Below are 14681 nucleotides of genomic sequence, written 5' to 3'. Positions count from 1 at the left end.
CGCATTGGTAGCGAGATCCGGCTCTATCCGGCCGCAGTAGTCTTGGAGAAGTTGAACGGCAGCAGGTCGCCGATTTCGGCCGCTTCGCCCCGCTGCGGCAACTCTGTGAGTACGTGGCGCAGCCAGGCGAGCGGGTCGACGCCGCAGGCACGGCAAGTCAGCATGAGACTGTAGATCACGGCGCTGGCCCTGGCTCCGTCAGCGGTATCGCTGAACAGCCACGATTTTCTTCCGGTGGCAAAAACTCTGATCTCGCGTTCCAAAATGTTGTTATCGATCGGCATCCTGCCGTCGCTGGTGTAGCGTGTCAGGTAATCCCATTGGTTCAGGGTGTAGGACACGGCGTCGCCGAGCTTTGTATCCGGCACGACCTTTGGCGCGATATTGTCGAGCCACACCTTCAGAGCATTCAGAACAGGCAGGCTGTGCTGTTGGCGGAAACGGCGAATGCAGTCAGCCGTCGTCTCCCCGGCATCTGGGGTTTTGTCTCTTGCCTGCTTTTCGATCCGGTAGAGCTGCTCGAAGAACCGGAGCGCCTGTTCCGGCGGTCCGCCTCCATTCTTCCTGGTTTTGAGGGCCTCGACGAAGCGGCGCCGGGAATGGGCCATGCACCCGACATGGGTTGCACCATCCAATGTGCGCCAGGCGGTGTAGCCATCGCTCACCAATATACCGCGATAATCACCCAGGAAGGTCTGCGGATAAATCTGACCGCGGCCAGGCTGGTAGTCGAGAAGCACGATTGGCTCGTCACTATCCTCGCCGCTGCGGTAGGCCCACATATATGACGTGCTGGTGGCTTGCTTGTCCTTTTCCTTCAGGACTTGGACCGTCGTCTCATCGCCATGAATGAGAGGCTGCGATCGCAACCGCAGTTTCAGGGCATCATAGATGCGGTGCAGATGCTTCTCGCTTGAGCCGATCACCCAGTGAGCGAGAGCGCCGCGGCTGATCGGAACACCGGCCCGCTCGAATGTTTGCGCCACGCGGTAAAGCGGCGTGCCATCGACGTATTTGTGGACCAGCGCGAAGGCCAGCGTCGAAGCAGTGGCGATGCTGCCCGGCAGAGGCTGCTTCGGCATAGGCGCGATCACAACGGGCGTGTTGATCCCGGTGCGGTCGCAATGGCGGCAGGCATACTTGAACCGGACGTTCTGCAGGACCTTTGCCTTGACCTCGATATGAAGCTGTTCGCTAACAGCCTCGCCCATGCGATGCATTTGACTATCGCAGCAGGGACATGACTTCTGATCCTCGGGCAGGTCATACTCGACACGCTCGCGCGGTAGGTCTTCCGGCAGAGGCCTGCGTCCACGCTTCTTTCCCGTCTGACCTTCTACCGCTGGCAGGCCGGTGTCCGGAAGCTCGACAACATCGCCTTCCTCGCTGCCATCTTCGATCGCAGCCTCTTCGGCCTCGTTGAAGAGGCGATCAACGTGCTTTTCGCTGCGGGGTGCAAAGCGATGCAGCTTTGCAAGCGCCAGCTCCTCCTCAAGCTTTACGACTCGCTGCGAGAGCGCTTCCTTCTCGGCTTTGAGCGCGGCGATTTCGGCGGCACTTGTCTTCGGTTAACCGCTTCAGGACCAGCACGAACCCGGACCGATCAAAGAACAGCAGCTTCACCCGGTCACGCCGGCGGTTGCAGAAGGCAAACACTGCAGGAGCAAACGGGTCCAGCGCCATCGTCTCCTGGACCAGGACAGCAAGGCTGTTGATGCCGGCCCGAAAGTCGATCGGCTCGCGATGCAGGTAGACCTTGAGATCAGCGCCAAGTCTGAACATGACCCAGAGCTCCGATTATTGCCGTCAATGCGTTGAGATCGCTGCACTCCAGCGTCAATCTCACACCATTCGGCAGTGACGCACTCACCTTTGCTGGAGAGGTCAGCGGGCCGCTTCTCTCCGTCGTCGGCAATCGCTCTTCGCGATCCGTGGCAGGCATCTCAATGTCGAACTCGCTGCTCGGGGCGGCGATCTGAACGGGAATAAACGCAGATGACGAAGACGGCGATAATGGATGGGCCTGGGTGTGTTTCCTGATCCATTTCCAAACGAGGTTCGCGTTGACCCCGTGTTCGCGCGCAAGTTTCGATACCGATGCGCCAGGTTCAAGGCAGGCCGCAACTAGGCGATCTTTCGAACCTGGATCGAAGCGGCGCCTTCCATTCCGACCAACCAGCCGCACGGCGAGTTTTTGACCTTCATCCATCACTTGGTGTCCACCTCTTTTAGGTGGACCCCTTGTATGGGGATTCTGTTGTCAAGGGGGCTTGGCACCGGTTTCGCGGCAAAGCGGTTAGGATCGCCACCACAGAACGGTTGTTTTGCCGGCTGTGCGTTGATCCGCAAGCATCAAATTCGAGGGAGCCTGCCTTTGGGCGCTTCGCATTGCGCCGCAACCTTGTATTCGGTAGGTCTTAGATAGGACCGTGAGCGTCCGGCGAACGCATTTTCGTCTGGTCGAGCGGGCGGCTATGGGATGCGCTTTGCCTCATCAGCCATGACACGCTCTATCATCTCGGGATCGCATTGTTCATCGACAAGGAACTTGCGGATACCACCATCCCAGGTCCGTAGGTCGGCGAGCAGAGCTTGAAGATCGTCAATTCCGTTTTCGGTCAGGCCTTTTGTGCCATCTTCACTGCCATCACGGACATACACCAATTCGCCCTCGGCGATGTTGTCCGAGTTGGCGGTGATTTCCTCGATCAGTTCGAGGTTCTCGCCGATCATGCCGGCGACTTCTTTAAGCGTGTAGATGAACCGCGATCGTGCCATCACGCAGCCTCGTATCGGTCTTTCGCCGGCGCCCACTGCCAGGGTAGCAGTTCCGCAAGTCGATCCTTGGGGTGCCCCTGGATTCTGGTCAGGACGTCTGTGAGATAGGCCTCCGGATTATGGCCATGGAGTTTGGCAGTCTCGATAATGGTCAGGATGTTGGCGATGCGCTCACCACCCTTGTCCGACCCGGCGAAGAGCCAATTTTTTCTTCCGATTCCAAGCGGTCTCATAGCGCGCTCGGCTATGTTGTTGTCGATCTCAACACGGCCATCGTCGATGTAAACGCTCAACGCTGCCCACCGCGAGAGGGCATATCGCATCGCTTCAGCAAGCTTCTGCTTCTGTGGCAGTGTCGGGAGAGTCGCTTCGATCCAGACCTTCAACTCTCCCAGTATGGGCTTGGCATGTTGTTGGCGCAGTTTGCGTCGCTCGTCAGCCGACATGCCGCGGATGCGATCCTCGACATCGTAAAGCACGCCTATGCGGGTCAGCTCTTCGTCTGCGATCGGTGACGGCTTCAGCTTGATCACGTCATGGAACTTGCGGCGCACATGCGCCATGCAGGCGGCCTCGATGATCTGGTTGCCGTAAAGCTTCTTGTAGCCGCCATAGCCATCGGCATGCATCACACCGCTGAAGTTTGCGAGATGGACAGCCGGATGCACGCCCTTGCGGTCGGGGCTATAGTAATAGGCGATCGCGCCGGGAGTGGGATCTTGGTAACCGCTTCCATCGAAGACATAGACCCAGACCCTGCCGGTTTTCGTCTTCCCGCGCCCAGGGTCGAGAACATCGACCGGGGTATCGTCCGTATGTATTCGGTCGACCGCGGCGATATGCGCTCTGATCAGCAAGATGAGAGGAGCCAGTAGAACGGAGACGCGGCCGACCCAGTCCGCCATGACAGAGCGGGAGATGTCTATGCCCAGCCGGTCGTACATCTCGGATAGGCGGTAGAGGGGGATGTGATCATCGAATTTGGCGACCATGATATGGGCCAGCAATCCTGGTCCGGGCTTGCCGCGCTCGATCGGCAGGGTCGGCATTTCGCCTGCCACTGTCGTGTCGCACTCCCTGCAGATCATGCGCTTTTCGACATTGCGGACAATCTTTATGGACGCAGGCACGTGCTCCAACACCTGGACTACCCTTTCGGCGGCCTTCAAAAACGATGTGCCACCACAGGTCGGGCAATTGCAGGGCGCCGCATAGACCAGCTCTTCAGTTGGAAGACCATCGGGCAATGGCTTGCGCTTCGGCTTGTCCGGCGCGTCATCCAACTCCGGCAGAGGAGCTTTCCCGGAGCGCATCTCAGCCTCCGCACGGGAGGCCTCGATCTCCTCCAGCATCAGCTCAAACTGCTCGATCTTCCGGTCGATCTTTTCCGAAGAAGCGCCATGCTGCCGATGGCGGAGCAGCTCCAACTGCGCGCGCAGGAGCCCGATAATGGAGTCTCGCTTGCTGACTTCGGCTTCCTGGCTCTCAAGTTTCGCCGCCTGTTCCGCGACGAGTGCGCGCAAAACAGATAGCTCGTCCTGACTGTCCAGCGGCGTTGGGATGTCATGCCGTCGTGCGACGTGTTGAGTTATCATTACTGTGGCGAGATGCGTGTGGGAACGAGCATGAGGGGCTTGCATCTGTACTGAGTTGCAAGCCCCACTTCTCGGAACGATCGAGATATTTTCACGTCTACATAGCGGGATCGCGCGGAGGGGGTTTAGTCTCTTTTTAGACCCGGGGCCCTACGGGCCAGCGCGCGGTCCCACCAATGCCGCGGAAGGAAATGGCGGAAGAACATCACGACAAAATCAAATCCCTTCATCGGCGATAATCTTAATCCCCCAAGCGTTTACACTGTATATGTAGGCACTCATCATGCGCTACTTCATGGATAAAATATCCAACAATGTCGCTATGCGGTGTTTTCTTGCAACAACATGCTATATTCGCGAAGAATCAGACTTAAGTCTCAATTGATTACAGGACACCTCCCGCTAGATCTACTACGTTGTGGTCAATTAAGTATCGGATCGTCATGCCAATTATCGAATCGGATCGACTATTATTCAAACGGGTTTGGGCTCTCGGCGCCAAAACGGTGAGAGAAAATCGCATCTCTGCGCTGATTGACGTGGCTCTTAATACCCCCACGCTGGAACAATACCAGGACGCTCACGGCCAGCGGATGACCGACATGATCAAGGTCGTTCAGCTTGGGATCGCGCAACTTCGCGGCAGCGAGGACCTCGCCCAATCTGATGACGCGCAGACGCCTGCTCCGCCCTCCCGTCGTTTCGCCAACAGTCGGAACTGATGTTAAGTGGATACACCCTATTACTTACTTGTCCGAGCAACATGGGTTTCGTCATTTCCTGCCGGCCCCAAGTTTCCTGTACCGGCCGCGCACCCCAGCCGCTGGCCAGAAGATGCGGGGCCGGCACCGTCGCTGGTCTAACAGTGGCTTCTGAGCTAGCCTCCACCCTGGGACGCAGAAAGCCGCTGGCGCTCCATCCGGTCGATCCGCTCTCTCAGATCGAGCAAGATGTCCCTCGCGCCATAGACTGAACCTTGCGCCGTCTTGACCTCGTCTATCTGGCGCTGCTGATCAATGAAACGTTGATCGTAACTTCCGAACACCCTATGGAGTTTCTTCCCGCCGGACCTGAGCGTCACGCAGCTCCTTCACATTGGTGTCAGTCCTTGCGCTATCCTCTGGCGATCGGGTGGTCCTCCATTCAAGCTCGCTCTGCGTCACCATCTTGTCGGCCAGGATACTGACAGACTGCTTCAGGTCGCTGGTTGCTTCACGGATCGGGAGATATGCCGGGAGGCCGTCCAGCATGGCGGCAAACGTCAGCGCTACGCCCAGTGCCTACCACTGAGGCTTGTTCCGCTGTGCGAGATTACTCGATAGCGCGGCGATCGAGGCGCGCGTTTCATTCGCTAGGGACGTAACGGCGGTGTCAGTGCCCTTGAAGCCTGCACCCATCCCCACTTCGAGGTCGGTCTGCCGGCGCCCGAGGTTGGTGACCCGCTCGCCGAGCTGGGCCGTAATGGCATCCGTATAGACGCGGTGGGCGTCGTTGTTGTTGCTCATGTCGTCTGCCATTCTGTTGGTGCCCTGTCCTTTCGATGCAATGCCTATATTTGGATAAACCGCCGAGTGTGCGGCACACCTCTTGCAAGGCTAACGATGTGTTATCCTTACAGGAGTTGAGCGTTATGAAATGGGACACATCTGCACAGTTTGCCCCTGTGATCCTGGCCTTCGATGCCGACCGCGAGCGCGTCTTAGTGCGCACCGTTCAGGAAGCGGCCGACGCGCTGATGAGGAAATGGCCTATCGATGACGGCGAAGAATTCCTTGCCGCGGTGAAGGCCTGCCTTGATGTGATGGCTAGGAAAGCTGAACCCGAGGACTTGAGGGCAGCTCTCATCAGAGCTGCAGACGAAGCTGACGTCACCGTCGTTACTGTCCTGCACTGACTGAGGGTCAGAATCCGAGATCAAAAATCGATGGCAGACTTGCAGACACGAGGAGAACCACCATCGAAAAATGATGGCGCGCTCGGCCGGTCAGGAACGAGGGATCGGGCCTCTGCCAACTCGCAATTTGGCAATCCGCTTGAAAACTGGTGCCGTGAAATTATTTCGATTCTTGATTTCCAATGGTGGAGGGATCGAATGATTGAACGTCACCTAAGTGGGCGCGATCAACCGATGAATTCGGAAGACCTCGGCATTTGCCAGCGCGTACTGGATGCCGTGAAAGCAGAATTCGATCTTGATGCCGATGACGAGGAGACCGCGCGGACCGCTGCAATCATCATTGAGCTGTATCGCCAAGGTGTTCACAACATCGATCAACTCAGGGTGTTGGCATTTGCCGCCAGAGGCAAGATCGAAGACTGACCTTTAGAACCATCCACGTGGCGTCATCCTGGCCACCAGCCACAACGGTCGCTGTGCCAACGTCATTTCGGGCTCGTAGTCCGGCTTTTCTAATGGATCGCCTGACGACCTGTGGTCCCTTCAGCCTTTGATACCCCGCCTGTGCGGTCCACCTTTTCCACTCCTTTTGCTCCTGCCCGCTTCGACGGGCTTCTTTTTACTGGAGCAGGCTTTGTGAGGAGCGCGGTCGAACCGGGCCTCTCACGGCCGCCTATCGTATTGGCGCTGTCTAAAAATCTCCGAAGTCAAGGATTGGTCGTTGGACGACGGTGAGGAGTTTCTAGCCGCAGTGAAGGCGCGCCTCGACGTTATGACCGGAAAGGCCAGCGGTAGGGAGCTGAGAAGCGCTATCCTCCGAGCAGCTAACGAAGCTGGTGTGGCCGCGGTCGCCGTACTTCATTAAAATCTTCGCACGTATCGCGCCGCTCGTCGGGTCGGCATCAGCACCGTTTGATGATGGGGGCCTGGAAGCTTCGCGGCATCATGGTAAAGCTGACGGTGAAGAGCCTCCCGTCGCCGCAAGGATCTGACATGGCTCCAACCAACCCTGATAGCGGAAATTGAATACCGCGCCTGAACGCACGACGGGAAATTGCGTCATGCCTCTTACAAAGGATTACGGGACGAGCAAGACAATGCGGAGGTTTATCGACAGCAGGTGAGCGGTCCTAGTGCCGTTGGGACGGGATTGTCTTGCGGCTTGCGGCCCTGCGGAACAAAAAGACGAGAAACACGTTAGATTGCGCGTCCCGCGAGTTTGGTTCTGCTTTCGCGGGCGTTGAGGGATGTGCGATGGACCGACTACTTATCGTCTTCATCCGACAAAGGATCGCCGACCGCGCCGATATTGATCTTGGCGAAATCTTCGACGCTGCAGAACAGTATTTTAAAGTGAAGCTAGAGGCCCGCGCATTTTTCGATGCGCTTCGTGCAGTCCAGCGCGAACGACTGCGGCAAACCCATTCATCCAATATCCGAAGTGGGCGGTATCCGGGCAAGAACGCCCTATACTGAGCCGACCAGTGGCTCAAGCTCTGTCCGAACATCCGCTCTGAGCTCTGCCTCGTGGCGGTACTCCTCGATGATCTGGCGCAGTCGACGCTTCTGCTTACGTCGGTTTTGCTTCGTGATGTTGGGAAAGATATCTTCATAGGTGGCGCGCTGCTCGTCCGTGCGAACCTTCTCCGGGTTTGTTGCACCATGCCAAGCGAGAATCCCTGAGCTTCTACCGGTAGATGTTGGTTATGGGATGGCCCGCCCTTCTGTGGACATCGAGTATGATGTCACTCTTCTGAAGGGAAAGGAGCTGAGCCATGTAGATTTCGATATTGGGCATCGACATTGGTAACAACAGCTGCAGCGTTGTTGGGGTGGATGACCGGGGGGCTGTGGTTTTCCGTCGAACGATGCGACAGACATTGATGGAATTTGTCGAGAAGCTGCCAACCTGCGTTATCGCGATGGAGGCCCGCTGCGGCGCATATCATCTTGGATGGCTTTTTGCTGCTGGTGGTCACGAAGTGCGGTTGATGTCGCCGGAATATGTCCGGCGGTACGCAAAGGCGCAGAATAATGATGATCGAGATGCGGAGGGTATTGCCGAGGCGGCGTCTCGTCCAACGATGCGGTTCGTGGAATTGAAGAGCCAGGAGCAGCTAGATGTCCAGACGTTACACCGTGTTCGGTCACGCCTGGTTGCGGAGCGCACGACCTTGATCAATCAGCTCCGCGCAATTCTTCTGGAAAGGGGTGTGGTATTTGCTGCCGGTCGCGTGACGTTCGAGAGCTCTCTTGATGGGTTGCTTGCCAAAGACAATGACATTCTGTCGCCGCGCATCAGAAGCCTGATCCTGGAATTGCGGGATGAATGGGGAATGCTCGACCAGAAGATCGAGGCCTTGAACGCGGAATTCGTATTGCTCGCCAAGCATAACAGCGCAATGCGTCGCCTGACATCAATACCTGGGATCGGTGTGCTGAATGCCGCAGCGCTCGTTGCAGCTATAGGAGATGCGAGCAGCTTCAAGCACGCCCGGGGCCTCGGAGCATGGCTGGGAATTGTGCCTCGACCGTTCACGACCGGCGGCAAGGCGCGGCTACTGGGCATTACCAAGCGTGGCAATACCTATTTGCGAACCTTGCTTGTCCACGGTGCCTGCGATGCATACGCTCAGTCAAAGCGATGCACCGATCGGCCGTCAGGGCCTACCTGCTGCAAACGCACGAGATGCTCTTCGACGCCCACTTGCACGGATTCCGCGTGTTCGGCGGTGTGCCTGCGCGGGAAATTTATGACAATATGCGCACCGCGGTCGATCGCGTCGGCCGCAGCAAGGAGCGAAAGGTCAACGTCCGCTTCCAGGCGATGACGAACCACTGTGTCTTTGCGCCCGAGTTCTGCAATCCAGCGGCAGGCTGGGAGAAGGGACAGGTCGAGAAGAACGTTCAGGATGCCCGACCACGTTTGTGGCAACAGATTCCGGACTTTCCAGACCTACTGGCGTTGAACGCCTGGCTGGAGCAGCATTGCCAAAACCTGTGGCGCGAGACACCGCATGGCGCTTTGCCCGGCACGATTGCCGATAGGGAGCGCGAACCCTGTCGACGGCGCTGAGCAGGCGGCATCACTACGCAAATTTCTGGTGACGGAAAGGTATCGAAGGCGTCGCAGAATTGGCTGCGGAACGATATAGCGCACAGGCCGGCGCCGAGGCGGCGCGTACTTATTTCAGCGCTGCTTCGCCTGCATCGCGCATCGAGGTCTTGATGTGTGAAAATGACATTTTGGCGATGGGAGCGATGGATGTCGCCAGGAGCGAATTCGGTCTTCGAGTTCCAGAAGATCTGGCGGTCGCTGGCTTCGACAATATCGAGCTTGGTGGGGCTCCGGCGTACGAACTGACCAGCTACGAACAGCCCACTGACGAAATCAACGATGCGATGGTCGCAATGATAACGGACAAGCGCGCCGCCGAGACGGTTGTCATGCAGGGCGACTTGTGCCGAGGTCATCGGCATGAGTGTCACAGGACCGTCCAGTGAGCACCTCGCACTTCTGACCGTGATCGAATGGCGTCTAGTTGCTCGCCTTGAGTGGACATGCATCGGGGAACGACATGATATAATTCCTGGGCCGCCGACTAGACTAAAACCTATCCCCCGCTTCAGTGCCTTCGCGAAGTTATATGACTGCTCTTGAACAGAACCGAAGCGTGGCAACAGATCGCCGCGCGATTGGCCAATTCGATCGATTGAGGGGCCGAACACCCAAAACCTGGACGTCGCAAGGCTGGGATGGCACCGGCACCGAACCACGCCCGTCAAATGACGGACGCGGCTCAGCGGGAGGCGCCGGGGGATCAGCCGATCCGATTGCCGTCGGCGGAGAAGAGGTGGATTTTGTCGGATTTGGACGCGAGGTGAATTTGCTGGTTGGGCTTTATATCTACCCGCCGGTGCAGCACGATGGTTGCCGTCTGCGTGCCGACACGCGCCGAAAGATGGGTCTCCGCACCGGTCGGCTCGACAGTCAGGACGGTGGCCGGAATGCCCGTCTCCACAATGTCGATCTCTTCCGGGCGGATGCCGTAGGTGCGCGCCGCGCTTTGGCTCAATTGCGGCGGAAGCGGCAGGGAAACACCGCCTTCGATACGGAAGCCGCCGTCGCTGACGCCACCCTCGAAGAGGTTCATCGACGGCGAGCCGATGAAGGCGGCGACGAAGGTGTTATCTGGGCGGTCGTAGAGATCGAGCGGCTTGCCGATCTGCTCGATGCGGCCGGCGCGCATCACGACAATCTTGTCGGCCATGGTCATCGCCTCGATCTGGTCGTGGGTGACGTAAACGATGGTAGTGCCAAGGCGTTGATGCAGTTCCTTGATTTCGCTACGCATGGTCACCCGCAGCTTGGCGTCGAGGTTGGACAGCGGCTCGTCGAAGAGGAACACTTTCGGATGGCGTACAATGGCGCGGCCCATGGCGACGCGCTGGCGCTGACCGCCGGAGAGCTGTTTCGGCAGGCGCTCCAGCAGGGGTTCAAGTGCGAGAATGCCGGCGGCTTCACGCACCAGCTTGTCGATTGTCGCCTTATCGCGCCCCTGCAGCTTCAGTGCAAAGCCCATATTTTCGCGCACCGTCATGTGCGGATAGAGCGCGTAGGACTGGAACACCATGGCGATATCGCGCTCCTTCGGCGCAACGTCGTTGACAACGCGGCCGTCGATGCGGATTTCACCGCCGCTGATATCCTCTAGCCCCGCCAGCATGCGCAGAAGCGTGGACTTGCCGCAGCCGGACGGCCCGACGAGCGTGACGAACTCACCGTCCTCGATATTCGCGGAAACCCCGTGGATAACGGAGGCTGCGCCGTATTGCTTCAGAACCCGGTCGATTGCTACCGATGCCATTGTCTGTCCTCCCTCACAGTTTCAATTGCCAGACGCCGGCCTTGGCGACGGCGCCGGTGAGCGTTGCCGAATGTGCGGCGGCAAAGCCCGGAATGCGTTTGGATCCCGTCCAGCGGCCGTTGTCAGCGAAGACCTCGATGGAGCCGGCATCGAGGAAGACGCGCAGGCTCGACGGTTTCGCGCCGGTGGCGATGTAACGTGGCGGCGTCTTATCGACACGCGCGTCGAAGACAATCGCCAGACCATCGGCATCGAGTTTCACGCCTAGATCGACATCCGGATGATCCAAGGTGAGATCGAAGGCGGCGCCCGGCTCGGTGAGATCAAGTGTGATCTCGACGGCGCCGGTGCCGAGCGGCACGGTCTTGCCGGCGGCGAGCGCGCTGTCGTCCAGCAACTGATGGCGCAGGCTGTCGACGGCTGCGACCGGCGGGGTCAGCACGGTGTCGCCGTCGAGTAGCACGCGGCGCGGCAGGGTCATGGCCGTCGGGAAATCGTCCTTCTTGGAAAAGTCCGTCCAGTTGGCGAGCCAGGCGATGCCGACCGGCTCGTCGTCATCAACGAAGGCCTGGAAGGCATAGGCATCCGAACCGAAATCCAGCTCCTGTTCGAACTCCGCCGTGAAGGTGCGGCCATCGAAACCGCCGACGATGACAGAGGTGAGGTTGCGGCGGCCGGTGGCCGGGTCGCGGCTGGTGAGCAGACCGAAGATCAGCGCCCAGCGGGTTTGTCCGTCTTTGCCGGAAAGCGGCACCATGCAGGGGCATTCCGCCGCCGTCATGCCGAAACCATCCTCGCGATGGATGATGCCGAGGAAGGTCCAGCCATCGGCACCTTGCACGTCTGCGGTTTCATAGAGCAGTACGACGCCGCCCTGCCCGTCGCGGCTGCCGAGCAGCATCTTCCAGCGGCCGTCCGGGCCTTTGAAGACATAAGGGTCGCGGAAATCGGTGGTGAGGTTCAAGCCTTCCGGCCGCAGCGGCAATATGGTTTGCGGCGGGCGGGCGACGATGCCGTCGCGGCTGACGGCAGAAAGCTGGATTTGCTCTTCCGGTTGCCGGTCACGCACATGCTCGGTGTAGAAGACACGGATTTCCTCGCCTTCCGGGCCGGTGCCGGGGATCGCCGAGCCGGAGAAGGCGCCGCCACGGCCATCGTCCTTTTCCGATAGATGCGCCGCCGGGAAGAGGAAGATGGGCAGATGCGTCCAGCGGACGAAATCCTCCGAGACGGCATGACCCCAGTGCATGGTGTTCCAGCGCGGCTCATGCGGATAATGCTGGTAGAAGAGGTGGGCGTTTCCGCCGAACCGTCCAAAACCGTTCGGATCGTTCATCCAGCCAAAGGGCGGGCGGAAGTGGTAACTGTCGGGCACGTTGGGCGCGACGGTGCGGGCATCGCTGTGGAGGACGCTGATGCCCTCCTTCATCACGGTTTCCGGACGGAAGGCATAAGCGACGGAGAGCGCTGTGTTCGCCGCATCATAGGACAGCGTAGCCCAACCGCCCCGCGCGAGCGTCACAGCGAAGAATTCAAATTCTCCCGTGCGGCGGGTCGAGGGCTCGCCGATGTCGTTGCCATCAACGGCGACGAAGAGCTTTGCCTCGCCGCCGGCAGGGCGCGCCTTCAGCCAGAGATGCAGCACCGTGCCTTCGGGGAGCTCCGCTTCGATGGTTTCAGGTGCTGACGTTTCGGACTTTGCCTGCAGAGACATAATCAACCTTTCACGGCGGAGCCGACGAATGAACTGACAAACCAGCGCTGGAAAGCCAGATAGAGAATGAGGACCGGGATCATCATCAGCACCGAGGCGGCCATGGCACGGTCCCAGTAGATGCTGTCCTGTCCGAAGAAGGTGGCGATGGCGACGGCGATTGGCCGTGCATAGTCGGTCTGGGTGACCAGCGTCGGCCAGAGATACTGGTTCCAGCTTTCGATGCCCATGAGGATCGAGACCGTGGCAAGCGCCGGCAGGCTGAGCGGCATGTAGATCGACCGGTAGATGCGGAAGGCCGATGCCCCATCCATTTCCGCCGCTTCATAGAGTTCCTTCGGCAGCTGCGCGAAGAACTGGTAGAAGAGGAAGACATAGAGCGGGCTTGCCACCCAGGGCAGGATCTGCACCGCGAAGGTATCCGTCAGCCCCGCCCGCGACATCATGACGACGAGCGGCATGATGATACTTTCCTGCGGGATGACATAGAGCGCCACGACCAGCGCCAAGAGCGCCGCCTTGCCCGGCACCGAGCCCCAGGCCAGAACGAAGCCCGCCATGGAATTGATGATCAGACCCGAGACGACTGTGGCGACAAGGATCACCAGCGAATTGAAGAGATATCGGCCATAGGCCAGCTCGCCGGAGAAATGGGCGATCTCCCTGTAGTTCGACAGCGTCGGGTCGCTGACCCAGAAGGCGCGGAAGCTGCCCATGTCGGCAAGGATGCGGAAGCGGTCGTCCTTCAGGCTGGCGATCAGCAGCATGAACAGCGGCGAGATCATCACCAGCGCGATGACCAGGACGCAGAGGCTCTGCACGATGCGCAGGCTTCTCTTGCCGTTGCCCCTTGCGATTGCCAGCGGGGCCGGCTGGCTCAAAGCGATATCAGACATCGAAGCGCCTCAGGAGTTTGCGTTGCAGGAGCGCGATCAGAAGAACGATGACGAAGAGGACGACGGAAACGGCCGACGCGTAGCCGAGTTTCTGCTCCTCGAAGCCGGCGCGCACCATGTAGTGAACAACGGTTTCGGTGCTTTCCTTCGGGCCGCCCTGAGTGAGAATTGCCACCTGCGTATAGAGCTTGAAGGCCTGGATGGTGGTGATAACAAGCACGAAGACATGGGTCGGACGAAGACCGGGCATGGTGACGTGCCAGAAGCGGCGCAGCGCGCTTGCCCCGTCGATGCGGGCGGCATCGTATAGTTCTTCGGGAATGCCCTGCAGGCCGGCGAGATAGATGATCATCTGAAAGCCATAGGCCTGCCAGGCCGAAAGCAACACGATGGAGAACATCGCCCAGTTGGGGTCGCCGAGCCAGTCGATCGGCTGGATCGTGCCGCCGGAAAGGAACCCGACGATCTGGTTGAGCGGGCCGCTCGGATACTGAAACAGCGTGCCCCAGATGACGCAGACCACCACCATGGAGGTGATCGCCGGCAGGAAGAACAGGCCGCGCAGCAGGTTCTGCATCGGCAGTTTCTGATGCAAGAGCAGCGCGGTCAGGAAGGCGAGGCCGCACTGCACCGGCAGCACCCAGATGGTGAAGCGCGTAACGTTCCACAGCGCGGTCCAGAACAGCGGATCGGTGAAGACGCGCTCGAAATTCAGGAGGCCGACGAAGCGCACCGGCGTCGGGCGCGGCACGAGCGGCTGGTTGGTCATCGCCGTCCAGAAGGACAAGAGGAACGGCGTGATCAGGAATATCGTCAGAAGCAGAACGGCAGGCGCGATCATCGCCATTTCCTGCCAGAGCCGCTGCTTGTCGCGGCGTCTCGCAGGACGCCGCAAAGCGGGCGTGGAGGTCTGTTGCAAAGTCATTGTTTCCT

16 protein-coding genes and 3 pseudogenes are annotated in these 14681 nt (G+C 59.2%); 9 read left to right on the top strand and 10 right to left on the bottom strand.

Going from position 1 to position 14681, the window contains the following annotated elements:
- Positions 1 to 23 precede the first annotated feature (23 nt).
- The 5 genes from tnpC (AC1DTN_RS11780) to tnpC (AC1DTN_RS11760) all read right to left on the bottom strand — a co-directional run bounded on the left by tnpC (AC1DTN_RS11780) (position 24) and on the right by tnpC (AC1DTN_RS11760) (position 4373).
- Positions 24 to 1547: an IS66 family transposase gene (gene tnpC / locus AC1DTN_RS11780; protein WP_439019316.1), complete on the bottom strand. Its 1524-nt coding sequence runs from the start codon at positions 1545 to 1547 to the stop codon at positions 24 to 26.
- A complete protein-coding gene (gene tnpB, locus AC1DTN_RS11775; RefSeq protein ID WP_439019092.1) occupies positions 1492 to 1782 on the bottom strand; it encodes an IS66 family insertion sequence element accessory protein TnpB in 291 nt (96 codons plus the stop codon). The genes tnpC (AC1DTN_RS11780) and tnpB overlap by 56 nt, the downstream gene beginning before the upstream one ends.
- On the bottom strand, positions 1763 to 2212 hold the full coding sequence (tnpA, locus tag AC1DTN_RS11770; protein WP_439019091.1) for an IS66-like element accessory protein TnpA: 450 nt from the start codon (positions 2210 to 2212) through the stop codon (positions 1763 to 1765). Before tnpA ends, tnpB begins: the two co-directional genes overlap by 20 nt.
- 260 nt (positions 2213 to 2472) lie before the next feature.
- The gene (locus tag AC1DTN_RS11765; protein WP_477921194.1) at positions 2473 to 2778 is read right to left on the bottom strand and encodes a hypothetical protein; all 306 of its coding nucleotides are present in this window, start codon (positions 2776 to 2778) and stop codon (positions 2473 to 2475) included.
- Positions 2778 to 4373, bottom strand: a complete 1596-nt coding sequence (tnpC, locus tag AC1DTN_RS11760; RefSeq protein WP_477921035.1) for an IS66 family transposase — start codon at positions 4371 to 4373, stop codon at positions 2778 to 2780. Before tnpC (AC1DTN_RS11760) ends, AC1DTN_RS11765 begins: the two co-directional genes overlap by 1 nt.
- A 443-nt stretch (positions 4374 to 4816) precedes the next feature.
- Between tnpC (AC1DTN_RS11760) and AC1DTN_RS11755 the strand changes: the two genes are divergently transcribed.
- A complete protein-coding gene (locus AC1DTN_RS11755; RefSeq protein WP_477921033.1) occupies positions 4817 to 5095 on the top strand; it encodes a hypothetical protein in 279 nt (92 codons plus the stop codon).
- A gap of 558 nt (positions 5096 to 5653) precedes the next feature.
- Here the strand turns inward: AC1DTN_RS11755 and AC1DTN_RS11750 are convergent.
- The gene (locus tag AC1DTN_RS11750) at positions 5654 to 5890 is read right to left on the bottom strand and encodes a hypothetical protein (protein ID WP_477921032.1); all 237 of its coding nucleotides are present in this window, start codon (positions 5888 to 5890) and stop codon (positions 5654 to 5656) included.
- Between the two features lie 113 nt (positions 5891 to 6003).
- On the opposite strand from AC1DTN_RS11750, the gene AC1DTN_RS11745 reads away from it, so the two are divergent.
- The 8 genes and pseudogenes from AC1DTN_RS11745 (at position 6004) to AC1DTN_RS11710 (ending at position 9774) form a co-directional block, all read left to right on the top strand.
- Entirely contained in the window at positions 6004 to 6267 is a 264-nt protein-coding gene (locus tag AC1DTN_RS11745; protein ID WP_477921031.1) for a DUF982 domain-containing protein, read from the top strand.
- A gap of 30 nt (positions 6268 to 6297) precedes the next feature.
- Complete coding sequence (locus AC1DTN_RS11740) at positions 6298 to 6693, top strand: hypothetical protein (protein WP_477921030.1); 396 nt, start codon at positions 6298 to 6300, stop codon at positions 6691 to 6693.
- Positions 6694 to 6991: 298 nt separating this feature from the next.
- A complete protein-coding gene (locus AC1DTN_RS11735; RefSeq protein ID WP_477921028.1) occupies positions 6992 to 7135 on the top strand; it encodes a hypothetical protein in 144 nt (47 codons plus the stop codon).
- Positions 7136 to 7264: 129 nt separating this feature from the next.
- Positions 7265 to 7384: pseudogene (locus AC1DTN_RS11730) on the top strand (ATP dependent DNA ligase); the annotation flags it as partial.
- A 140-nt stretch (positions 7385 to 7524) separates the two neighbouring features.
- A complete protein-coding gene (locus AC1DTN_RS11725; RefSeq protein ID WP_477921027.1) occupies positions 7525 to 7746 on the top strand; it encodes a hypothetical protein in 222 nt (73 codons plus the stop codon).
- Between the two features lie 305 nt (positions 7747 to 8051).
- A pseudogene (locus tag AC1DTN_RS11720) lies at positions 8052 to 8888 on the top strand (IS110 family RNA-guided transposase); the annotation flags it as partial.
- 8 nt (positions 8889 to 8896) lie between these two features.
- Positions 8897 to 9316, top strand: a pseudogene (locus AC1DTN_RS11715) (IS21 family transposase); the annotation flags it as partial.
- An 89-nt stretch (positions 9317 to 9405) separates the two neighbouring features.
- Complete coding sequence (locus AC1DTN_RS11710) at positions 9406 to 9774, top strand: substrate-binding domain-containing protein (RefSeq protein WP_477921026.1); 369 nt, start codon at positions 9406 to 9408, stop codon at positions 9772 to 9774.
- 317 nt (positions 9775 to 10091) lie between these two features.
- Here AC1DTN_RS11710 and AC1DTN_RS11705 read toward each other — a convergent pair whose 3' ends face one another.
- Genes AC1DTN_RS11705 through AC1DTN_RS11690 form a run of 4 tightly spaced genes read right to left on the bottom strand, consistent with a single transcriptional unit; the run spans position 10092 to position 14673 of the window.
- On the bottom strand, positions 10092 to 11138 hold the full coding sequence (locus AC1DTN_RS11705; protein WP_477921025.1) for an ABC transporter ATP-binding protein: 1047 nt from the start codon (positions 11136 to 11138) through the stop codon (positions 10092 to 10094).
- Positions 11139 to 11151: 13 nt separating this feature from the next.
- Positions 11152 to 12852, bottom strand: coding sequence for a glycoside hydrolase family protein (locus tag AC1DTN_RS11700; protein WP_477921024.1), 1701 nt, complete (start codon positions 12850 to 12852; stop codon positions 11152 to 11154).
- Positions 12853 to 12854: 2 nt separating this feature from the next.
- Positions 12855 to 13748 carry a carbohydrate ABC transporter permease gene (locus tag AC1DTN_RS11695; RefSeq protein ID WP_113322618.1) on the bottom strand — a complete coding sequence of 298 codons (894 nt, stop codon included), beginning with the start codon at positions 13746 to 13748 and terminating at the stop codon, positions 12855 to 12857.
- Positions 13741 to 14673 carry a carbohydrate ABC transporter permease gene (locus tag AC1DTN_RS11690; RefSeq protein ID WP_477921022.1) on the bottom strand — a complete coding sequence of 311 codons (933 nt, stop codon included), beginning with the start codon at positions 14671 to 14673 and terminating at the stop codon, positions 13741 to 13743. The genes AC1DTN_RS11695 and AC1DTN_RS11690 overlap by 8 nt, the downstream gene beginning before the upstream one ends.
- Positions 14674 to 14681: the final 8 nt, after the last annotated feature.

This window comes from Rhizobium sp. 01T444 (assembly GCF_056398305.1).
The sequence above is the reverse complement of the archived record's forward strand: the minus strand, read 5'-3'. Positions and strand labels throughout refer to the sequence as shown.